This is a genomic window from Streptomyces sp. NBC_01520 (assembly GCF_045040375.1).
Taxonomy (GTDB): Bacteria; Actinomycetota; Actinomycetes; order Streptomycetales; family Streptomycetaceae; genus Streptomyces.
In genome coordinates this window covers 6,535,238-6,557,189 of sequence record NZ_CP109404.1, presented here as the reverse complement: position 1 = coordinate 6,557,189, position 21,952 = coordinate 6,535,238, and the positions used below count along the sequence as shown (strand labels likewise).

Genomic DNA, 21,952 nt, shown 5'->3' with positions numbered 1-21,952 from the left:
CGGGCGGGGTCGGCTCGGGACAGCGGGCGGTCAGGTCACGGTGAAGATCCCGGCGTCCGTTCCTGCCGGGGTGTACTCGGCGAGCCGGGCCCGCAGGCTGTCCTCGCGCTGCGGTTCGTACAGCTGGTGGAAGACCCCCATCTCGGAGCCGTCGTCGGCACCTCGCCGGATCTGCCACGGTCCGCCGTCGGCGAGCCGCCCGTACGCCGGGGTGCCGTACCGCTCGCTGCTGAACAGCGGGCGCACCTGCCCGGCCAGGTCGGCGCCCGCGAGGTCCGGCCGGCAGCGGTGACGGCGCGGGGTGCGGGAGCCGGGCGGTACGTAGGAGTACCGCAGGCAGCCGATTCCGCGCCGGGCCACCCGCAGCCGCCCCGTGAAAACGCTGTTCTCGGCGATCCGCACCGCGTGGGTGTGGATCTCGCCGATGACCGTGGTGCGGTGCGCGTGCAGCACGGCGTGCGCGTGGCGGCAGTCCGGGGCGGACAGGGCCGGCAGGTCGTGGCCGGTGGCGTCCAGGATGCTGTCGCGGATGTGGATCGGCAGCGGATCGGTGCTCACCTCGTCGCCGATCACCTCGATGGTGCCGAGGATGCTGCGGTCGATGGACACGCAGGCGGTGGTCCGGTCCAGGACCAGGCTCGGTTCCTCGGGCGAGTGCGGCTCGCAGTCGGTCTCCAGCGACCAGCCCGGCACCAGCGTGCAGTGCCGCAGCACGACCGCGCCGACGGGTCCGCTGACATGGAGCCCGCGTCCGGTGACCAGCAGTCCGTCCAGGACGATCCGGGGAGCGTCGCCCTTGTCCTGCGGGTCCTCCTGCGCCCGGATGTTGAGCGCGTCGGGGCGGTTGCTGTACCAGTCGAGCAGCCGGATCACCGGGCGGCAGCCCTCGGCCGCCCGCAGCTCCAGCCGGTCGCCGCGGCCGAGGTCGAAGTCGAGCTGCTCCTGGTAGGCGCCGCTGTGGGTGATCTCGATGATGCCCTCGGCACCGCAGTGCCCGGACCGCCGGTCGGTGCGCCACTGCTCGTACGCGTCCATGATCCGCTGATGGGCCTGGCGGGGGCCCACGCGGTAGATCCGGGCGGCGGGCGAGGTGACGCGCTCGCGCGGGTACTCGCCGCCGCCGGTGTCGTCGCCGAAGGCGTGGTGGTAGGTGACCCAGACCCCCTGCCGGGGTGCGGAGCGGGACCCGAAGGCGATCCGGCCCAGCACCGGGTCGACGGCCACCTGGCCGAGCTTGGGGCGGTAGCGCCAGCCGGTCAGGTCGGCCACGACGATGTCCGACATCGGTACGGGCTCGTCCTGCCCGTCACGCCAGACCGTGAAGCTCTTGCCGGGACCGTAGTGGTCGGCGAGCCGGTCCGCGAGCTGCCGCCTGCTGATGGACGCGGGCACGTGGTCGACGGTCGCGATGTGTGTGGCGGAGGGTTCGGGCACGGGTCGGGTGACCAGCCCGGTGTCGTTGCCCAGGATCGAGAACGTGTACAGGCTGCGGGCACGGTCGATGCAGTACGCCGGTGCCCGGCTCACCCGGTAGGGCTTGAGCCGCCACACGAACAGGCCCACCCCGGCGGGGGAATGGCCGCCCTGCCGCCGCGGCGACGCGGCCCTGCGTACGTCGACGGACCGGGCCAGCTCGTCGAACGGGCCGCCCGCCAGGTCGAGTCGGGCGCCGTCGCGTACGTCGGCCGTCCTGCCGCGCGACCTCCTGCGTACGTCGCCGGCCGCCGTCCCCGTCCCGTACAGCCTGACCGGCTGTTCGTGGGAGACCAGCCGGGAGAACTCCACGGCCCTGGCCGGCCATCCGGCGACCTCCTGGGCCAGCTCCTCCAGCAGGGCGAGGGTCCCCTTGCGGCGACGGTTCGCGACGGTGGCCGCGACGTCGCGGCGCGGGGCGAGCGCCTCGGCCAGCCGGGAGCGGGCCTCCCCGTCGCCCGGGCCGCCGAGTCCGGCCGTCAGGACCCGCTCGTACCCGGGTAGCGGGCGGTAGCCCACGAGGTCGCCGAGGTAGGGCAGCACCCAGGGCGCCGCCGTCTCCACGAACAGGTCCTCGTAACTCTGGTCGACGCCGTCACGCACCCGGTCGACCTGTTCGGCGATGACCGCGAGCAGGGCCCGCAGCGGCTCCCCGCCCTCCTCGTCCCGCAACCGGTGCCACTGCGGGAGCAGCTCCGCGAGCCCGTCGGGTTCCCTGCTCATGTGGCGCTCCCTTCCTGGGTGTTCATGCGGTGACCTCCGTGAGAGTCAGCGTGTCGGGGACGTCCGGTGACAGCAGGGCGAGCTGTGCGGGCCGGATGCCGCGGAAGACGCACACCGCGCGGCCCTTCGCCAGGCGCCGGGTGTCGGTGATGTCCGGGTTGAGGCGCAGCAGTTCGGTGAGGGTGATGCCGTACCGGGCGGCGACCGAGGTGAGCGTCCGGCCGTCCTGGTCGGTGACCCGGTGCACGTCCTCGTCGTACGTGGCGAGCCGCGCCGGGACGGTGGTGCGCGGTTCGGCGAGCGTGTCCGCGAGGCCGGGCAGACCGTCGGGGGTGAGGGAGGCCGGCACTCCGCCGAAGACGTCCACGTCCACGTGGTCGACACCGGGTACGGAGTGGGCCGTCGCGAGTACGTCCGACAGATGCGCGGGGCTGCCCAGCTCGCGCCGGGAGCTGCCGAACCGGGTCAGCAGGGCCCGGCGCAGGTGCGGTTCGACGATCTGCCAGCTGTGGTCGGGGGCCACCTTCACCTTCGCCGCGAGGACGAGCAGCAGCAGTTCGCGAACCTGCACGCGTACGGGCAGCCGGGAGTCGCCGTACCGGGCGAGCGAGGAGCGCAGTGCGGTGAGCACGTCGGAGTCCTCGGCGATCGGGATGTCCTGGACCCCGGAGACGGTGACGTGCAGCATCCGCCGCCTGCCGTCGAAGAGTTCGCGGGCCGCCGCCCGTCCGATCCCGGCCCGGGAGCGGGCGAAGTCCTCGTAGTCGGCGACCGACACGAGCCGGTCGAGGGCGGACACGGCGAGCGGGATCGCGGTCCGGGTCCGGCCGGGGCCGTCCGCGTCGGCGCCGCCCGTCGCGGGCTGGGGGTTGGTGACCCCGGTGACGCCCAGCGGACGGGTCACGGCCTGGGTGATGCGGTCGGCCCGGACGTTGGCGGCCCTGCCGGTGCCGAAGCGGTAGCGGGCCCGGACGTTCTCGTGGCCGGTGGGCAGCCGGGCGCCGTGCACCCCGTCGCCGAAGGTCACCGTCGTCCGGCCGCCCGCGGATCCGCAGACGTAGACCCGCTCGCGCGGGCCGCGCCCGGCGAGGCTGTCGACCCGGTGCCAGAGCAGCCCGTCGACGCGGACGTCGAGTGCCGGGGTCGCGCCCAGCGGGTTGTCGGCGGGCAGCCAGGTCAGCGGTGCCTGCCAGAGCGCGAACGTCTGGTTGGCGAGGTCCGCGTCCCCGTTGCCGATCGCCTCCTCCCGGCTCTCGCCGTGTCCGGCCGCGACGACGTTGCCGCGTACGCGTACGGTGGCGCGGCGGTAGCGGTGGACCAGGTCCGTCGTCAGGGTCAGCCTCGTGTGGACGTGGTCGCCGGGCAGCAGCGGGTCGAGCACCTGCTCGACGCCGGCGACCGTCACCAGTTCGGTGGCCGGGGCGGCGGGTACGTCGGTGCGTTCCCCGGACACGACCAGCCGCCGTCCCGGGCGCAGCCCGTCGTACAGCTCGGCCAGTTCCAGTTCGTTGCCGTGGACGTCCTCGGCGAGGGGTTCGTCGGCGAGCCGCAGGGCCTGTCCGCCGGCGTGCACGGTGGCGTCGCGGATGGTGGAGAGCAGTACGTCGTGCTCGTCGAGCCAGGGGTCGGCCAGGGTCAGCTCCGTACCCCGGCCGGTGATGCCGAAGTCGGTGTACACGGCGGTGCGCAGGGAGGTGACCCTGGTGGTGACGAACCTGAGCGCGGGGTCACCCGGAATGCCGTCCGGTCCTTCGGCACCCTTGCGGGGGCGCTCGATGGCGACCCAGCTGCCGACCGTGACCGAGTCCTGGACCGAGTCCAGGGCGATCACCCGCCGGTTCGCGGGCTCCGGCACCGTGGCGATGCCGATCACCACGTTCGCGGGTTCGCTGCCGACGGTGTAGCGCACGGTCAGTTCGTGGCCCTCGTGTCTGATCTGCTCGTGGTCGCCGGGCGCGAGGTGCCAGCTCCTCGGCTCGCCGTTGTGCACGGCGACGTGGATACGGCCGTCGTCCGCGGGCCGGGACACGAACAGTGTCCGCTCGGGCAGGCCGTCGAGGAGCTGGGCGGTGACGCCGGGCTCCTGCGAGTCGGCGGGGCGCCTGTTCAGCCAGCTCAGATCGTGGTCCTGGGCGGTCCGGGTCATGACCGCGACCCGGCCGGGCCCGAGGTCGAACGTGGCCTCCGACGGCAGGTTCTCCGAGTGCTGGACGGACGAGCCCGTCTCGGTGTGCTGGAATTCGGCACGCACCGGAACCCTGCCCGCCGTGTCGAACACGACGCGCATCGTCGTGAGGGCGGAGCCGGTCAGCGGCCAGTCCGCCTGCCTGATCACCCGGCCGCGTTCGTCCTGCACCGGCCTCAGCGGGGCCATCGCCCCGAACGGGGCGGCCGTCACCCGCATCGCCTGCACCTCGTGCAGGAGCGACGGCGCGGTGGGGGCGGACCGCCGCCACGCCGGGTAGAGCCCGTCGGCGATCCGCGGGTCGAGCGCCGCCAGGAGCCGTGCGCCCAGATCGGAGCCCGGGGCCCCGGGTGTCGTACCGGCGTGCGCCGGTGCCTGCCTGTTGCGGGACGGGCGCACGACCTCGCTGCGGAGTGCGGGGAGCACCGCGCCGAGCGCCTGCAACGCGGCGGACGCCGGCGCGGCGGCGGTGCGGGGTGTCCTGTGCGCGCCGGCGTGCGATGTCTCGGGGGCCGGCCGGGAGGGCTCCAGGTCGGCCGCCTGCGCGATCACCTCGCCGGTCATCGCCTCCAACTGCTCGAACCAGGCGGCGACATCGGCGTGCGCACGGGCGACGATCTGTGCCTCGGCCAGCCGCTCGTGCGGTTCCGCCAGCCGTGCCGCGAGGGCTGCGGGTGAGGTGACGGTGTCCAGGTCGGCCCGCAGCGGGGCGAGCACCTGGGCGTCGAAGTCGGCGATGAACCGGCTGACCGGCCGGGGGTTGGGGTTGTCGGGCGTGGGTCCGCCGTCCTCGACCGCCCGTTCGTCCTCGGTGATCCACTCGCGGAGCAGCTCCAGCAGTTCGCCCAGGGACGGCGGGGCGGACTGCTGGAGCCCAATCCCTGTCACGTCGTCCTCGCGGTCGACCCGGAGCCGGGCCACGGTGCGGAGCAGCCGCTGCCCCGGGGTGCCTTCGCCGTCCTGGCCCTTGAGGACGAACAGCAGCCGGTCCCCGGTCTGCAGGCCGGTCGTGGTGCCCGCCACCTGGATCTCGGAGCGCCGGCTCAGGTCCCGCTCGGTCAGCAGCGCGGGCCTGCGCCGGCGCACGGCGAGCTCGTTCCACGAGGCGCGGGCGGTGAGGTCCGCCTCCGTCTCGAAGACCTGCGACTCCTCTTCGGAGGTGAGCGGAACGCTGTTGCTGCGCGCCCCTCGCGGGACGACCACCTCCACGTCGACGCCCCGCGGGTCCCTGTCCAGGGTGTACGCGAGATGGGTGTCGGCGGCGATGCCCGGCCTCGGACGGTGCCCCACCAGCCGTCCGAGCAGCGCCAGCGAGCGGTGCTCGTTCGCGGTGCGTACGTACGCCTCGTCCATGATCCGTTCGGAGTGGAACGTCAGCAGGTCGCCGACGACTGCCCAGGAGTCCAGCAGTCCGATCGCCGGATCGTCCGGGGTCCGCACCGTCAGCCCGCGCAGCGCCGGGTACGCCGGGGAGGCGAGCCGGTCCACCATGGCCGCCAGGAAGGATCCGTAGTCCCCGACCCGGTAGTCGAGCGCGGTGCGGCCCGGTGGGTTGTACAGGGCCTCGGGGGCCCGGCTTTCGTCGTGTCCACCGCAGCCGCAGCCGCAGTTGCCCGCGCCGCTCATCGGGTGCCTCCGGCGATCTCGATGGTGAGCCGCCCGTTGTCCGGGCGGTCCGGGTCGTTGTCGCAGCGTGCGACCTCCAGCGCGCCGAGCCGCAGCACGCCCGTCTCCAGTGCCGTACCGTCCCCGTCGGCGTCGTCGAAGAGCCGGCGCAACCGGGTCACGGTCACGCTCTCCACCCCGCGCACTCCGGCCGCGGCGGCGACCAGCCGGCTGAGCCGCACCGGTTCGCCGAACACCAGGGCGTCGGGATGGAAGAAGCCGAGCCGCCCGTCGTGCAGCCGCCCGCTGCCCAGCAGCCGGTACAGCTCGGCGAGGATCTGCCCGTGCTGGTGCCCGGGGGCCGCGCACACCGACAGGGCGATGTCCAGCGGTACGTCGTTCGCGGGGCCGACCACCAGGTCGTGTCCGATCCGCCGGTAGCGCTCCAGCGCGTACGCCACCGAGTCGAGCAGCTCGGGTTCCGGATCCCCGGTCCCCAGTGTGTCGACGGCGACATGGGCCTCCTGCACACTGCCCGTCCAGCGGATCTCGGCCGCCGCCCGCTGCACCCCGGGAAGTGCGGAGGCCAGGGCCGCGTAGTCCTCGGCGGTCACCGCGCGCTGCACGGTGCGCTTCAGGTCGAGTGGTGCCAACTGCCGTACCTGTTCGAGTGGTTCGGGTTCCGTCCCGCCGACCGCGGGCAGCGGATTGCGTACCCCGGCGACCGGCAGCGGCACCCCGGCGTCCGCTGCTCCCTCGGTGTCCCCGTCGTGCCGGAGCACCAGATGGTTGACGGCCTCGGCGCCCACGTTGCCCGCCGTGCCGCCGCCGAGCCGGTAGTGCAGCTCCAGCCGGGCTCCCGGGCGGGGCCGGGCGCCGTGCCGCCCGTCGCCGAAGCGCAGCGCGATCCGCCCGTCGTCCTCCAGCTCACCGACGAAGTGCCGGTCGCGGTGACCGGCCGCGAGCAGGTCCCGCCGCGCGGTCCACACCGCGTCGCCGTCCACGGCCGTCACGGCGGGCAGCGCGGCCCGCGGGTCCTGGACGAGGGCGGCGGCGGGACCCCGCAGCACGGGCTCGTCCGGATGCAGTCCGGCCGCGTGGCCGGGGCCCCAGCTCTGCGCGATCTCCCAGGCGATGCCCGCGTCGAGCACCGCGCCCGCCCGGGCGCGGGCCGTCAGCACCTGGAGCCTGCGCAGCTTCGGGGCCAGCAACCGGTCGGCGCGGTGCAGCAGTTCACGCAGCGCGCGCACGGGGTGGAGGTGCAGCTCCAGGTGTTCCAGGGCCCGCAGCCCGAAGAGCACGGTCAGCTCGTCGATCTCCGCCTCGGTCAGCCCGTCGTGGTCACGGGCGCTGCGCCACAGCTCCACCAGCCGCTCGCGGACCCGCCCGGGCACGGCGGCCAGCCGGTCGGCCTGCCCGGCCGCCACGTGCTCGGGCAGCGGGAAGGGTGCCGCCTGGACGACGGGTGAGCGCTGGAGCACCGGCCTGAAACGCGGCCTGATGCCCGGGTAGGTCACCTGCGCGAGGAGCGTCGCCAGCGCCTCGGCCTGCTCGTACGCCGTACCGGGGACGACCTTCTCGCGCCGTCGCCCCGCGAGCTCCAGGCCGATCCCGGCGCGTGTCACCTGGTCGTCGCCGATCCGCTCGGACAGTTCCCGCACCTGTTCGGCGGTGAGCAGCCGTCCGTGCCGCGTCTGTTCCAGGCGTTCGCCCAGGAGGCGGGCTGCCGCGTTGCCCCCGTCGACGTCCTCGCAGCCGAAGCCGGGCGGTTCGCAGGAGCCGGGGACCGCGGGGTCCGGGGGTACGGTCACCGTCTCCGGAAGTGCCCCGCCGAACGTCAGCGACCTGCCGTGGTCGACGAGCACCACATTGCCCCGGGCGACGCTCACGTCCGCGACCGGTGCGCAGTCGGGCCCGCCGCGCGTCGACAGGCACACGGGGAGGGCCAGTGCGTCCTGGCGGGCCCAGGTGACCTCAAGCACCGGCTGGTCGGCCAGCTTGTCCACGCCCGGGGTGACCGAGGTCAGCCGTACCGCCTGCCGGTGTGCGGGATCCGCGTCGCCCGGCGTGCCCGAACGCGCCCCGCGCACTTCCTCGAACAGCAGCAGATCGCCGGGCGCCAGGGCCAGCGACCGCGTCGTGCGTTTCCTGTCGGTCCACCCGTCCCGCAGCGTCGCGGACGTCACACCCTTCGGCAGGGCGCACACCTCGTCGCCCCAGGTCCAGAAGCGGATCATGTTGTGCGCAGGGCGCAGTTCGGCCGGCTCGGTGTCCACCACCGGTTCGAACACCTCGACCGCACCCCGCTCGGCCAGCACCGCCAGGTCGCCGTCCTCGACGACGGTGCCGGTCTCGGGCGCGCGGAGTCCCGGCGTACGGACGTCGACCGCCGCGAAGCGGAACGTACCCGGCAGCAGCGTCAGCCGTTTCGTCACCTCGACGGTGACCAGGGCCCGCGCGTTGCATCCGTCGTGCATCGGGTAGTCGATCAGCCGTACGTGCCGGCGCACCGACACCCGCCTGCGGGCGGTGTCGAGGTACGCCTCCGTCGCGACCGCGTCCTGCTGGTAGCTGATCCGGTCGGCGGTGTGCGCCAGCAGTTCGACGAGGGTGACACCGAGGTCGGCCGGGTTGCGCTCCACCCAGTCGGGCGTGGTCAGCGCGAGCCTGTCCAGGAGGAGCCGGCGCACGGAGTCGAAGTCGCGCGCCGTGTAGTCGATGACGGGTGCCTCCACCCGGGGGCCGGGGTCGCGGCCCGCCGTGCCGTCCACGCAGTCGAAGGGTGTGGGGCGGTCCGGCCGGAAGCCGAACTCCGCCCGGAAGTACCGCTGGTCGAAGCCGGGGAACGGTTCGGTGCCCGGCCGGCCGTACGGATCGGCCTCCACCACCGACAGCCGGTAGCGCGAGGTGTCGCCGGTGCGGTCGACCGTCACCAGCAGCCGGTCGTCGAGCTCCGGGTCCTCCTCCCGCTCCACGGTCACCTCGACCGCCTCGATGCCGGTGACACGACGGCCGCCGTCGACACGGATGTTCTCCGGGCACAGCCCGTGCGGGGCCTTGCCGAGGAACGTCACCGTGAGGGTCAGCCCGTCGTCGCCCACCTCCACCGCGTCCACACCGTGGAACCGCGCCGCGCGGACCTTGCCGCGCCTGCCGTCCGTCCGGCAGGCCACCTCCCTGTCCGTGCCGCTCATGCGGGCCCGCTCCCTTCGAAGACCTCGTCGCGCCGGCTCCCGGTGGAGCGCACCACGTAGCGCAGGTACACCCGGACGGCGTTCTCCTCGCTCACCACGTCCAGGGATTCCACATCGATCAGCTCGCCCAGCCAGCGCTGCAGCGAGGCCTGCACGGAGAGCTCCAGCGCCGAGGCCAGCTCCGGGCTGTTCGGCGTGAACACCAGGTCCAGCAGGCCGCAGCCGAAGTCGGGCCGCATCAGTCGTTCGCCGGGGCTGGTGAACAGCAACTGCTCCACCAGGTCCCGCACGTGCTCGTCGTACGGGGCGTGCGCCGTCCGGCCGCGCCGGTCGCTGCGGAACGGGAACGCCAGGTCACTGCGTACGGTCCTCATCGGCAGGTCGCCCCCCGCCGGGCCGCGTGCACGACCGGTGGCCCCTGCGGCACGAGCGCGGCGCTGAAACACTGTGCCGCGGTGGTGTGCAGCAGGACGGGTACGCCGTCGACGCGCACACCGTCCGCGTGCGGGCTCCACCGGACGGTGGCGCACGGGTGCGGCACCCCGTCGACGGTGTGCGGGCACCCGGCCACCACGAAGGCGTCGGAGGCGGTGTGCACGGGCAGTCCGTCCAGGCGCACGGCCGCGTGCGCGGAGGCGACGGAGGCCCGGCCGCCGTGCGGGCAGTGGAGGGTCGCGGCGGCGCTGACGATGGTCCCTGGGCTGGTGGACAAGTCTTCTCTCCCCGTTGTCTGTTGCTGCTTCACTGCTTCTTGGCCACGATCAGCCGGCCGTCGTTGATGTTGACCTCGCCGCCGGCCAGCACGACCGACGCACCCTGCCCGTCGGCGATCGTCACGCCCTTCTCGTCCACCTGGATGTACGCCCCGGTCGCGGCCTGCAGACGGATTCCGTTCCCGCCGTCCGGTACGTCGCCCATGACGAACTTGTGCCGGTCGGAGGTCTGGATCACCACGTTCTGGTGAGCGGGTCCTCCGGTCAGCGCGTCGGGCGGCAGTTCGGACGCGTCGCCGTACCAACAGCCGGTCCAGATGGGGAAGCTGACGTCTCCCTGCTCGAACTCCACCCACACGCCGGCCCCTTCGGCGGGCACGGCGTACTGCCCCGACTGCGGTCCCGTGAACGGCAGGCAGGGCATGGCCCAGGTGGACGTCTCGTCACCCAGGACGTCGGGCACCTTGACCGTGACGCGGCCGGTCCTCAGCGGATCGTCGTTGCTCACCACCCGTCCCCGGAACTTGCCGAGAAACCGGTTGTTGTTCGGTCCTGCAGCCATGCGTAGTTCTCCTGGTCCGCTTCCGCTGTCGCGGCCGCTACGGTCGTACGGTGCCGCTCCGGGCGATGAGGCCCTCGCGCGAGAGCGTGAAGTTCTGCTGGTACGAGCCGGGCCTGAGGGTGTGGGTGACGGACTTGACGAAGTAGTCGCCGTCGTACGTCACCCCGGCGCCACGGACCCCGACCAGCTCCCGCGGCCGGAGGATGTACCCGTGCCGGTTCACGTCCAGCGACCCGGACCCCGAGATGGCGTCGGCGGACAGCGCGGCCCGCGCCAGCAGCTCGGCCTGCGCCTGCGCCGACTCCTTCTTCGCCGTGCCGGACAGCGTGCGCCGCTTGAGCGCGGGGGTGGCGCGGCGGCCGAGCGGGGGGCGCAGCGGCCCGATGTCGGGCTGCGGCAGGAGCCGGCTGTCCCGGGTGGCCGGGTCCTGCACCCGGGCCTGCGGTTCCTCCCTGGCCGTCCCGTCGTACGCGAACGTCAGCTGGTCCACGGTCGAGTTGACGTCCATGTTCACGTTGAGCGCGTGCTGCCGCTGTCCGATGCGGGCCTCCGGGCCCCAGACGGCCGTGGAGCGGCCGGGACGGGGTCCTGGTTCGAGGTAGAACGTGTAGCCGTTGGCCCGGGCGAGCTCGTTGACGTAGCTCAGGTCGGTGCCCGACTGGTAGTCGACCCTCAGCTGTTCGCGGGGCGGCTGCTCGATCTGCTCCTGGAAGACGCGGGCCTCGATGCCGTAGTCGGCGTACTTGGCGAGGATGCGGGCGACGCGTCCGGAGGGCCGCAGGTTCGGGTACCGGTCGGTGCGTTCCTCCAGGTCCATGAGGAGGGTCAGGTCCTCACCGGTCACCGTGAGGGTGGAGTGCCCGGGCTGATTGCTCGCGCCGACCTCCTGCCGCACGATCAGTCCGTCGAGCAGCACCCAGGCCGTGCCCTTCACGCTCACGGAGAGGATCACCCGGGTCTTCGGGTCGAAGAAGCCCTCGGGCAGCAGCCGCCGGGACAGCGCGCCCTGTTTGGTGAGGTCGAACGCGATCTGGAACCCGCTGCGTTCGCCCGCGGTGGCGGTGATCTGGGCGGACAGGAGTGCTTCGGTGACCTCGGGCGGAACGGGCCGGGTCAGCCGGGGCCCCGCCTCCAGCGTGACGTGGATGGGCCCGTTCCCGACGGGCAGGTCAGACATACCGCGCCCCCGTCCCCGGGAATCCGCCGGCGTGCGGGACGGCGACGGTGCGGCCGGGCTCCTCGGTCAGCTCGTGCGGGTCCAGCACCGGGTTGGCGTCGGCGATCTGCCACCACTGCCCCGGGTCGCCGAAGTACCGCTGCGCGAGCAGGTCCGGCCGGTCTCCACTGCTGACGGTGTGCGGGGCGCTTTCCCGAGCCGCCTCGTCCAGCGCCGGCAGCAACCGCCGCTTCGTGTACCGCACCTCGGTCCCGTCGGCCATCCGGTGCACACCGATCTCGGCGTCGTGGTACCGGCTGGAGCGGGGGTAGGGGTGGACGCCGGGCACGGCGTCCAGCGCGTTCTCGTACGGTTCGATCCCGGCCATGTCCTTCAGCCCCTTCCCATGACGGTGTTGCCCCCGGCCAGCCCCAGCGAGGCGAGCCCACCACCGCGCGCGGCCCTGGCCAGCTGCTCCTTCTGCGCGAGGTGCGCCATGTACAGATCGGCCCCGCGGTGCCCGGCGGGCAGATCGCTGACGCTGAGCACCTTCATGCCGATGCTGAGACTCGCCCGGATCGGATTGAGGTTCACGTCGAACGCCGACTCGTTGATGGACAGTTCGGTGAGCCGCACGGGCATGACCCGTTTGCTGCCCCAGGTGAAGAGGGTGAGCGGCATCTCGATCGGGCTGATCTCGATGGTCCCCTTCTTCGCCAGCCGGCTCGCCTCGCGCAACTGGGCGGTGGTCGGGTGCACCAGCATTTCGAGGGTGGCCAGCTCGGGGTGGATCCCATCGGGAGCGGCGACCTCGAACTGGTCGGTGGCGTCGATCTCGGCGGTGAACTTCCAGGTCTCCTGGGCAGGCCCCTTGAGCCGGAGGGCCTCGTTACGGTCCCCGCTCCCACTGCCCCCTCCCCCGGAGTCCCCGCTCCCGCCGGCGGACTGGGGGGCGAGGCTGCGTTCCAGGGTGTCGGGGTTGAACTGGAGGACGATGATGCGCTGGGGGGTGCCGCGTTCGGGGTCCACTACGACTATGCCGGAGCGGATGGGCTTGGGGATGTCGGCGTAGCGGGTCACAGGCGCTCCTCAAGACGGCGTTCCAGGTCCTCGTATCCGTGCTGAGGGAAGTATTGAGGAAAGACCTGAAGCATCCTCTTCATGCCGTTGGCCACGTGATAGAAGTCTGGATTCTCCAATGACACGTCCGTGAACAGGTACTGCCACCCGTGTGTCCCCTTGGTCAGACTCAGAGCTTCCAGATAGCCGAGATAGTCCACGTCCATCTGCAAAGCCCCGGCACGGGCATCCCACACCCAGATCCCCAGAGGATTCGCCGCCTGCTCGAGTCGCACGACGGAAAACAGGCCGGTGCCACTGCGGGGATTGCTGTCTATCTTTCTGAACTCCGCAAAAAGTCGCCGCTCCTCCTCGGAAGAACCTTCCCAGGTGAGCGGCGGCGCCGGTTCAAATATGGTGCGGCAGAAGTTCGGGACGCTGAACTCCCCGGTCAGCTCTCCGTGCGCAGCAAAGCCGCGCCAGCGGCTGGCGATCTTCCGGAAACGAGGAGCTTCTTCGGCGATCCTCAAACCGGACCCGACCCGGGCCAGTGCGGGCACCCGAGCGGCGTCCTCCAGCATCTCTGCTGCGATATATGACGCGGACACCCCCTCGTCGCCCTCCGCCTCGCTCAGCACTGATACCTCATCCATCGAAACCGAAATCTCAGGACATTCCCGCAGTGCGACAAAAGCCTCCAGAAGGCGTTCCTCGGAATAATTCGGGGAACTGATCTGCATTCCTTCGACGTCCTTCATTCATTACCTCTCTCGTGCCAGACTGATGCGACCCGATTTAATTCCTTCAATGACGGCGACTATGCGTCGTTCCGCATCACTGAACTTGGACCCGCCATTCTTCGATCTTTCATGCTTCATGATGGCCAGTCGTATCTCCACGGGCCACCGGAAGGGCTGTACTCCTCGAGCCTTGACCAGCGCGTCCACGAAGGCGTCAGTCTCTCTGAGCATTCGTCGAATCCTGCCATGGTCGTCAAGATTGAGGTAGAGCTTTCGCTCCTTCTCCGGCACCGGTAGGGTTTCCTGAGTTCTAAGGGTTCTGGATGACTTCTGAGGATCGGGTTTCCAACGGCGATTGACACGGTCTTCTTCGTATCGCCCCCACGCCGATTCAATGAAGGTGGGGAATCCATCGGGTACCGGCGGAACATGGAAGCCGACTTGGACCTTGTACCAGATCATCTCTTCCCGGTCCGTGTGGGCGAGATGGAGCGCATCCTTCGCGTTCTGTTCAACGCCGTGCAGAAACGGGATATTGACTCCGGGGCCACTGGCAGGTACAAGATTTCCCCCGTTGGCCGGACCGCCTATGGCATCTGGAAGCAAGTGCATTCTCACCCAGTAGTCACTGGAGTTGTCGTTGAGGCCATTGTCCTGGATGTATTTCCAGCCGATCGGTTGATCGTCAGGTGCCGCGTCGGCCGGGGTTCCTCTGCTGGACTTGTTGAGATGTGTCGCGGTGAAGTTGTCGGCTCGGGCGCCTCCGTAGAGTGCAGACGGAATGTGTGGCTCCGGCTTCGGCACTGGGTGCGGGCGCTGCTTCATAGCAGCCGCCAGCCGTGCCAGTTCGCTGCGCAGTGCACGGTAGGCCGGCAGCTGTTTGGCGGCGCGAAGTGACTGCTGCTTCCTGAGGACAACGCGTGACGACAGCCGTCCTTGGAGTGTTTCCGCCGTGGCATAGCTCTGTTCGGCCTGCTCGATCGCAGCCAACTGCACACGCTTGTCGGCAGATTCCTCAAGCTTGGCTGCCTCGCGCTTCCAGTCACCGAGGAAGCCGGGGACCCTGGCCGGAGTGCTGTGCACCCGTAGGTCCGCGGAAGGCCCCTTGCCGTGGAATCTGAGTGTGTGCATTTCGCCGTCGTCGGCACGGTACGTCTTCGTGGGCAATTCCAGCTCGCGCCGCGAATTGTCGCCCTCTTTCTTGTCCCTACGCCTTCCGCGAAGCCGATCCTTGATACGCCGCCACAGTTCCTTCAGGCGGCGCGCGAAGTTCTTCAGCTTGTTGAGCAGGTTCCGGGCCTTGGCCCCGAGGCGGCGCAGCGCGTTGCGTATCTTCGCCAGGGCGTTCTTGACCGCGTTGCGGACGCGGCTCAGTGCGCTCGGCTTCTTGGGCTTCCGGTCGGGCGTGGGCTTGCGTTTCTGGCCGGGGGCATCCTTGTTGGAGCGCTTGCCGTCCTTGGGCGGCTTGCGCAGGTCCGGGCGTTTGTCGTCGGGCTTCTTCTTGCCCGGGCGCTCGGTGTCCGGGCCCTTGCCTCCCGGGCGCCTCGCGTCGGGGCGGTCCTTGCCCGGCTTCGGGCGCAAGGCGCGGCCGGCCGCGTTCGCGTGGCGGCCGTCCCTGCGGCGGTCGTCGTCGTCCCGCTTGTCCTTGGTTTTCGTGGGCTTCGTCTCGGGCTTGCGCCCGGGGGTGGGTACAGGGTCGGGCCGGTTCGGCTTCGAGGGCTGGGGTGCCTTCGGGGCCGGGCTGTCCTGGTGAGCTGCGTCCTTCTTCGGGTCGGGGCCCTTGTCGGAGTCCGGGTCCTTCTTGCCGAGCTTCGCCGCCTTGCCGCGCAGTGCCTTCGCCACCTTGCCCAGGTACTTGCCCACGCCGCTCACCAGCCACTGGTAGATCAGCTCGAGGAGCGCGACCACACCCGAGGCCACCGCCTTCGCGAACGGCAGGGCGCCGCTTCCGCTCTTGACGGCCTTGAGGAACGTCATGAACATCCCGAACGCGCGCAGGATCGAGCCCAGCGCGTCGTACGCCGTCTTCAGCGCGTCGATGATCGCCATGACCCAGCCCGCACCGGGGATCAGCTTCGCGACGACCTTCGTGACGATCAACTCGCCGATGATCATCGGAAGTTGGGGGACCGCCGCGTCCCAGGCCATCTTGGCCATGTCTTCCTTGGACGTGCCCCCCTTCACCAGCCGGTTGAACATCTCCATCGGAATGCCGATGAGCTGCTGCACCTTCTGGTTGAACCACTCCTTCACCGCGGCCTTGATCTCCGTGAAGAGGTGCTCCTTGGCTCCGGTGACCGCCGCGTCCTTCGCCTTGCCGATCCAGCCGCCCGGGTCGCTGAGAATGTCCGTCGCGATCGCCGCCCACTCGCCCAGGCCCTTGAGGATCGCCGCGCCGAGCTCCATGGCCTTGACCGTCACGGTCTCCGCGAGTTCGACCGCGGCGAGCATTCCCTTCTCCATGAGGTCCAGGCCGGCCAGGAGCATGTCGCCGAACGCGTCGATCAGCTTGCCCGCGATCGCCTTGAGCTTGTCCGCTACCTGGTTGACCTTCTTGACTGCCGCGTCACGCAGACCGTTGATGGACTTGCGCCACTTGTCCCGCAGTGCGGGATAGTCCTTGAGCAGTTCGTCACCGAGGCTGATGAGGGCGTCGGCGAAGTCGTTGATCTGCTGGATGACCCACTTACGGGCCTCGTCGATGAAGGCGAAGACCTGCTTCTTGAACTCCTCGATGACTCCCTTGACCAGGTTGCGGGCCTTCTCGAAGACGTCCTTGATGGCCTTCTTCAACTTGGTGAACTGGTCCTTGATCCAGTCGAGGCCCTTCTCGAACCAGTTCCGGGAGTCCTTCTTCCCGTCGTCGCGCTTCTGGGTGGCTTCCTTCTCGGCCCCGGTCCGCCCGTCGTCGATCTTCTTCTGGTCATCCTTGGTCCGCTGATCGACATCCTGGTCGGTCTTGTCCTGCTTCTCCTTGATGTCCTTGCGGGCCTTGGTTAGCTGCTTGCCCTTCTTTCCGTCCACTTCGGTGAGCTTCTCGTCCTGCTCCTTGCGCCAACCGGTGCGGGAGCGGGCTATGTCGGTGCGGCCCTGGTTGCGCGCGTTCGTCTGTTCCTTGGTGCTGGTGTCGACCTCTTGCCTGACGTCGCGCTGGTACTGACGGCGGTCCCGTTTGGCCTTGGTCTCCTTCTCCCGGTGCGCCCCCGTCATTTCCTGCCGCGCCTGCCCGAAGGCCTGCTTGATCTGCGGGCCCTGTTCGTGCTCTGCGACTGCCGACACCGCCTCCAACGGCAGGCCCGCTCCGGGGGCGCCTGCCGGGCCGCCCTCCCCGCCGCGCTGCCGCTTGCCGCCGCCGATACGCGCGGTCAGGGTCTCCCTCGGTACATCCGGGTAGATCTGGTCCTCGCCCATCGGGCGGGCCGCGTCCTCCCGACCCGAGGTGTGCAGCTCGGCGCCCTTGTCGTCGAGCTGCTTCGCCTGCTTGTCGGTCCGCTCCGGGTCGGAGTCGTCCTTGAGGGGCAGTTTGGGCGCGTCTCCGACCTTGGCGCCCTGCAACCCCTTGTCCGTGCTCGGCACCTTGTCGATCGAGCCGGTGAGCTTGTCGAGGGGCAGCAGCTTGGAGAGGAGCTTCTTGCCGAGCCCCATCAGCAGCGCTTTGCCGATGTCCCACCAGCCCGGTTCCTCCGTGTCCGCACCGGGGAGTTCGCCGCTCGGCGCCTTCTCACCCTTGATCTCCGGAGTGGTGCCCTGCGCTGCCTCGGTCTTCCCGACGCTCTGCGAGGTGTACGTGCCCGGAGCCGACGGCTTCGGGCCGCCCCGTACGGTCGTGGGCGAACCGACGGGCCGCTCCATCGTGGGCGGCGCATCCTTCAGACTCCCGCGCTCCCCGGAGACCGAGCGGCCGACCGCAGCGTTGACGCCCTTCAGCGTGGTCAGCGCCAGATGGGGCTGGAGGCCTGACGCGGACGCGAGGCCGGCCTCGGGGGTGGCACCCGCGACGTTCGGTGCCGATGCCGCCTTCTTCGGCTTCGCGGCGGCCCTGCCACCGCCGCCGCCACCGCCGGAGCTCCCGCCGCTCCTGGCCCGCGGTGCCGCCTTGACAGTGACGGGCTTGCTGTCGTCGGACCGTTCGGGCTCGTGCTTCGGCGGCGCCTCCGTCCGGGGAACGGCAGAAGCGACCTCCGCCGCCGGTGGTACGACGCTGGTGTCGCCGCCCGCCCCGGGAGCAGGGGCGGGGGCGGCAGCCGGGGCTGCGGCGGTCAGCGGCGTCGCGGCGACCGCGGGCTTCGCGGGTGCGCCCGTGGCGCCCGAACCCCCGCCGCCCGCCGTGGGGTTCGCCTGCCCCCGTGCATCCTCGGCGGCCTTGGCCAGTTTGCCCGGGGCGGCACCGTCACCGGAGGACGCGCCCTCGCCGCCGCCCTGCTCCTCCCCGGAGCGCTCGTTCGCCCGACGTGTCTCGGATGCCAGGTCGCGGTCCTCGGCCTCCGCTTCGGGATCCGCCTCGCCCGACGAGGCATCACGCGCCGCCCCGGGACGGCCCGCCGCGTCGCTGTCCGGTTCGGGACCCATCTCCTGTTCGAGGGGGCTCTCCGACGCGGAGTCCCCCTCCGCGTCGAGATCCTCGCTCTCCTCCTCGAGTGCCGCTGCCAACGCCTCCGTGTCCACGGCGGGCATGCGCGGCGCGGGCTGCGGGCTGCCCGCACCCCGTTCCGAGCCCGGAGCGGACGCGTTCGATGTGGCCTCTTCGAGGTCACCGGGCCCCGAGACGTCCTGCCCGGGCGCCGGGGCGGGCTCGGCCGCGTCCTGCTCCGCCTCCGTGACGAGGGCCTCCAGCTCGGCAAGCGCCTCGGCCTCGCCGCCCTCGTCGACGCCCAGCGGCTCGTCGTCCGGGTCCTGGTCGGACTCGGGAGGCGCGTCCTGCCGGGCTGAGTGACGGGTGTCGTCGCGCTCCGCGGCGCTCTTGTCCACGGGCGTCGGCCGCACGGCTCCGGCCGGCCGGGCCGACGGCTCCTTGCGCTTCCCCGCGTCCGGTCGGGGCTGCGCCGAGGTGGGTGTCTGCTGCGGCTCGACCTGCCGGCCCTCGCCCTGCCCACCGCCCGCCGCGCCCTTGTCCCCGGCCCCGTCAGGGCTCTGCTCGGCGCCGGTGGACTTCCCCTCCACCTGGAGCGGTTGCGCCCCGGCCGACTCCTGCTTGCCCTGCTCCGCCTGCGGGGGAGCACCCGACGGCGCGGTGCTGTCCGCACCTGCCTCGGTCTCCTGCGCCCCTTCGGACGCACCGCTGTCCGCCCCCGGATCCTCGGCCTTGCGCCGCTGCGCCTCCCGTATCCGCTCGTCCTCCAGCTCCTCAGCGCCGTCGAGCCGGGCGCGCCACGCCTCCTCCTCGGACTCCTGGTCCCAGGTGATCTCCTCGATCGCGTCGGGGACCACATGCGGGGCGAGCGAGACCGACACCTCCAACGGCAGCGGCGTCTGGTCCATTTCGTCGATCAGGTCGATGAGCCGGTCGTGGGCCGGCGTGGGCAGCCGCGCCTCCAGCGCGTCGAGGACCGTGTCCTGGAGCTCCACGGGCATCCGCGCCAGCTGGAGCCGTACCCTCCCCGAGGCGTCCGCCGGGTCCCCGCGCAGCGAGCGCAGCACACCGTTGACCAGGCGGTCGACGACGGTCTCCGGGTCCATGCGTTCGGCACGCAGCCGGTCCGCGTCCACGGTCGCGTACCGCAGCCAGCCGGGCGTCGACTGCCCTTCCTCGACCCGGGTTTCGGGCTCTCCCTCCCGTACGGCCTCCTGCGCCGCCGACTCCGCCTCGCGCTCCATCGCCTGCTGCGGCAGGCTCACCGCGCCCAGGTCCCGGCCCGCGCGCAGCGCGCCGAGACCGTGCGGGTTCTGCACCGTGTGCAGCAACTCGTGGGCCAGCAGCCGCTGACCGTCAAGCGTGCCGGGACGGTACGCACCCTCCCGGAAGAAGATGTCCTGGCCGACCGCCACCGCGTCGGCACCCAGCATCTCGGTGAGCGTGCCCGCGTCCCGGTCGGTGTGCAGCCGTACCCGGCTGAAGTCGTGGCCGAGCTGCTCCTCCAGCTCCCGCCGTACGCTCAGGTCGAGCGGCTGGCCCGCGCCGCTGACGATGTTCTTCGGCTCGGGCGCGCGGGTCGCGGCACGCTCCTTGCGCTTGCGGCGCTTGCCGGCCTGGTCCGACCGTGTCTCCTGCGCGTGGGACGTACTCATCGCGTCACCTCACCCCCGCCGGAAAGGCCCGTGTGCACCGCGCGCGCCAGCTCCTGGCCGAGACGCCGCGCGGAGACGGTCGCGGGCAACGGGGGCAGCCCCGCCAGGGCGTCCAGCGCCTGCCCGCCGTCGGCCGCGAGCGGCACGCCCCGTTCCCGTACGAGCCGGCCCAACTCCGCCTGGAAGGCCTCCGACACGCGTTCCGGGTCCACCGTGCCGAACCCGTCGAGGACCAGCTCGCCGATGTCCACCCGTACGGTGCGCTGCTGTTCGTTCAGACCCATCCGTGCACCTCCGCCGGTGTCAGGGAACGGTCGAGCTTCAGGTACTCGGTACGGGCGGCCTCCAGCATGTGGCGCATCTGGAGCCGGTCGCCCTCCTCCGCCGCGAGGAACGCGCCGGACAGCGCGATGTTGCGGATGGAGCCGCCCGCCACGGTCAGGCGCGCCAGCAGGGCCGGGTCGACGCCCTTCGTCGGCGCACGCGCGGGCAGGACCCGGCGCCAGATCTCGGCGCGCTCGCTCTCGCCCGGGAACGGGAAGTCGACGACGAAACGGATCCGGCGCATGAACGCCGTGTCCAGTGCCTGCTTCATGTTCGTCGTGAGGATCGCCAGTCCCCGGTACGCCTCCATCCGCATCAGCAGGTAGCTGACCTCGAGGTTGGCGTAGCGGTCGTGGGAGTCCTTGACCTCGCTGCGCTTGCCGAACAGGGCGTCGGCCTCGTCGAAGAGCAGCAGCGCCCCGCCCTGCTCGGCGGCGTCGAAGACCTTGCGGAGGTTCTTCTCGGTCTCACCGATGTACTTGCTGACCACCTGGGAGAGGTCGATGACGAACAGGTCCAGGCCCAGTTCCTTGGCCATCACCTCGGCGGCGAGGGTCTTGCCGGTGCCGGAGCCGCCCGCGAAGAGCGCGGTGACGCCCAGCCCACGGCGCAGCGTCCCGGCGAAGCCCCACTCCTCGTACACGGTCGGCCGCTGCCGCACATGCGCGGTGATCTCACGCAGCACCCTCAACTGCCGCTCGGCGAGCACCAGATCGCCCCAGGCGGCCTGCGGCTCGATCCGGCGGCCGAGCTCGTCCATGCCCATCCTGGCCTCGGCGAGACCCGCCTGCCAGGCCAGTCCGGTCGCGTCCAGCTCGTCCTCACCGGGCAGGTCCCTGGCCACGGACGCTCCCGCCGAGCGGACCAGATGGGGCGGCAGCGAGAACTGGGCCACGAGGTCACGCAGGTCGCCCTCCGACACCTCGGGCACGTCGGCGAACGCGTCGGTCCACACCCCGAGCTGTTCGTCCGCGTCCAGCGGCGGGACGACGACGCGCTCGCCGCGGGGGCGTGCCGTCCGCCGCGGATCGGAGCTCGACACGACCAGCGGTACGGCCGCGCTCTCGACGAACGCGTCGGTGGCCGCGCTCTGTTCACGGTCCAGGTCACCGGTCTCCACCAGCAGCGCGGCGGGCAGCAGCACCGCCTCGCGCTGCCACAGGCGGGCCAGCAGGTCGCGTAGGTCCGGGGCGGTGGGAAGGTCGGCGGCCGACATCTCGTAAAGGCCGAGCCCCGAGCGGCGGGCCGCGACCGCGGCGATGTCCGTGCGGGTGCGGGGATCGCCGCCGACCAGCTCGACCCGGAGCGGTGCACCGCGCCCCGCCCCCGCCCACCCGGCCGCGACCCGGCCTGCCGCCAGGTCGTGGGAGGCGGGCAGCGAGTCCGGTGCGGTGATCCGGCGCAGCAGGCCGTGCAGCCGTGCGTCGAGGTAGGGGGAGCCGACCAGGAAGTGCAGGATCCGCTCGTCGAGCCGGAGCCGGGAGGTGGTCAGCCGGGTGTCGTCGTCGAGTTCGACGATGCGCCAGCGCCGCAGCGGGGCGACGGGCGTGAGGGCGCTCCAGTGCGGATCGTCGAGCGCGGCGAGGGAGAGCGAGAAGGTGGGGTACGTACGCTCCGGAACCCCGCAGGCCGCGGCGCAGCGGGCGGCCGTGGTGGGGTCCAGCTCGGCCGCCGCGGCGAGCAGGACGATCTCGCGCTCGAACGGGCTGAGGCCGAAGCAGGCGACCAGGGCGTCGAGGGCCGCGGGACCGGCGGGCGCGGCCAGGGCGCTACCGGGGGTTTCAGCCGTGCCGGCGGACCGGGCGACGGCATCCGTACCCAGGTCGCCGCCGCTCCGTGCGGCCCCGGCCGGGCCCGGGTCGTGTGCCGTGCGCCCGGCGTGGGTGTCGACGCGGGCGAGCACGGCGTGGACGGCCGCCAGGAGCGCCCGCCCCTGCGCCGCCGCGTCGCGGCCCTCGTCCCGGCCGGCCTCCGCGCCCGTGTCCGTGCCCAT

The 21,952-nt window shown here is 71.7% G+C and carries 13 protein-coding genes; all 13 read right to left on the bottom strand.

What is annotated here, in order from left to right; genetic code table 11:
• Nucleotides 1–30: 30 nt before the first annotated feature.
• Genes OG524_RS29550 through OG524_RS29490 form a run of 13 tightly spaced genes read right to left on the bottom strand, consistent with a single transcriptional unit; the run spans nt 31 to nt 21,952 of the window.
• On the bottom strand, nt 31–2,196 hold the full coding sequence (locus OG524_RS29550; protein WP_405387670.1) for a hypothetical protein: 2,166 nt from the start codon (nt 2,194–2,196) through the stop codon (nt 31–33).
• 22 nt (nt 2,197–2,218) lie between these two features.
• Complete coding sequence (locus tag OG524_RS29545; RefSeq protein ID WP_405387671.1) at nt 2,219–6,007, bottom strand: putative baseplate assembly protein; 3,789 nt, start codon at nt 6,005–6,007, stop codon at nt 2,219–2,221.
• Nucleotides 6,004–9,180, bottom strand: a complete 3,177-nt coding sequence (locus OG524_RS29540) for a putative baseplate assembly protein (protein ID WP_405811985.1) — start codon at nt 9,178–9,180, stop codon at nt 6,004–6,006. The genes OG524_RS29545 and OG524_RS29540 overlap by 4 nt, the downstream gene beginning before the upstream one ends.
• Entirely contained in the window at nt 9,177–9,554 is a 378-nt protein-coding gene (locus tag OG524_RS29535) for a GPW/gp25 family protein (protein ID WP_405811984.1), read from the bottom strand. The genes OG524_RS29540 and OG524_RS29535 overlap by 4 nt, the downstream gene beginning before the upstream one ends.
• Nucleotides 9,551–9,892, bottom strand: coding sequence for a hypothetical protein (locus OG524_RS29530; protein ID WP_405387674.1), 342 nt, complete (start codon nt 9,890–9,892; stop codon nt 9,551–9,553). The genes OG524_RS29535 and OG524_RS29530 overlap by 4 nt, the downstream gene beginning before the upstream one ends.
• Before the next feature lie 29 nt (nt 9,893–9,921).
• Nucleotides 9,922–10,455 (bottom strand): phage baseplate assembly protein V, encoded by a 534-nt coding sequence (locus OG524_RS29525; RefSeq protein ID WP_405387675.1) that lies wholly within the window; start codon nt 10,453–10,455, stop codon nt 9,922–9,924.
• 37 nt (nt 10,456–10,492) lie between these two features.
• Entirely contained in the window at nt 10,493–11,632 is a 1,140-nt protein-coding gene (locus OG524_RS29520) for a hypothetical protein (protein ID WP_405811983.1), read from the bottom strand.
• A complete protein-coding gene (locus OG524_RS29515) occupies nt 11,625–11,999 on the bottom strand; it encodes a LysM peptidoglycan-binding domain-containing protein (RefSeq protein ID WP_405811982.1) in 375 nt (124 codons plus the stop codon). Before OG524_RS29515 ends, OG524_RS29520 begins: the two co-directional genes overlap by 8 nt.
• A 5-nt stretch (nt 12,000–12,004) precedes the next feature.
• Complete coding sequence (locus tag OG524_RS29510; protein ID WP_405387678.1) at nt 12,005–12,691, bottom strand: hypothetical protein; 687 nt, start codon at nt 12,689–12,691, stop codon at nt 12,005–12,007.
• Entirely contained in the window at nt 12,688–13,428 is a 741-nt protein-coding gene (locus OG524_RS29505; RefSeq protein WP_405811981.1) for a hypothetical protein, read from the bottom strand. Before OG524_RS29505 ends, OG524_RS29510 begins: the two co-directional genes overlap by 4 nt.
• Nucleotides 13,429–13,431: 3 nt before the next feature.
• Complete coding sequence (locus OG524_RS29500; protein ID WP_405811980.1) at nt 13,432–19,635, bottom strand: DUF4157 domain-containing protein; 6,204 nt, start codon at nt 19,633–19,635, stop codon at nt 13,432–13,434.
• Complete coding sequence (locus OG524_RS29495; protein WP_405387681.1) at nt 19,632–19,919, bottom strand: hypothetical protein; 288 nt, start codon at nt 19,917–19,919, stop codon at nt 19,632–19,634. Before OG524_RS29495 ends, OG524_RS29500 begins: the two co-directional genes overlap by 4 nt.
• On the bottom strand, nt 19,910–21,952 hold the full coding sequence (locus OG524_RS29490) for an ATP-binding protein (protein WP_405387682.1): 2,043 nt from the start codon (nt 21,950–21,952) through the stop codon (nt 19,910–19,912). Before OG524_RS29490 ends, OG524_RS29495 begins: the two co-directional genes overlap by 10 nt.

Coding starts and splice junctions, on each gene's coding strand:
- OG524_RS29550 (WP_405387670.1), bottom strand. CDS start 2,196: ATGAGCAGGGAACCCGACGGGCTCGCGGAGCTGCTCCCGCAGTGGCAC.
- OG524_RS29545 (WP_405387671.1), bottom strand. CDS start 6,007: ATGAGCGGCGCGGGCAACTGCGGCTGCGGCTGCGGTGGACACGACGAA.
- OG524_RS29540 (WP_405811985.1), bottom strand. CDS start 9,180: ATGAGCGGCACGGACAGGGAGGTGGCCTGCCGGACGGACGGCAGGCGC.
- OG524_RS29535 (WP_405811984.1), bottom strand. CDS start 9,554: ATGAGGACCGTACGCAGTGACCTGGCGTTCCCGTTCCGCAGCGACCGG.
- OG524_RS29525 (WP_405387675.1), bottom strand. CDS start 10,455: ATGGCTGCAGGACCGAACAACAACCGGTTTCTCGGCAAGTTCCGGGGA.
- OG524_RS29520 (WP_405811983.1), bottom strand. CDS start 11,632: ATGTCTGACCTGCCCGTCGGGAACGGGCCCATCCACGTCACGCTGGAG.
- OG524_RS29515 (WP_405811982.1), bottom strand. CDS start 11,999: ATGGCCGGGATCGAACCGTACGAGAACGCGCTGGACGCCGTGCCCGGC.
- OG524_RS29505 (WP_405811981.1), bottom strand. CDS start 13,428: ATGAAGGACGTCGAAGGAATGCAGATCAGTTCCCCGAATTATTCCGAG.
- OG524_RS29500 (WP_405811980.1), bottom strand. CDS start 19,635: ATGAGTACGTCCCACGCGCAGGAGACACGGTCGGACCAGGCCGGCAAG.
- OG524_RS29495 (WP_405387681.1), bottom strand. CDS start 19,919: ATGGGTCTGAACGAACAGCAGCGCACCGTACGGGTGGACATCGGCGAG.
- OG524_RS29490 (WP_405387682.1), bottom strand. CDS start 21,952: ATGGGCACGGACACGGGCGCGGAGGCCGGCCGGGACGAGGGCCGCGAC.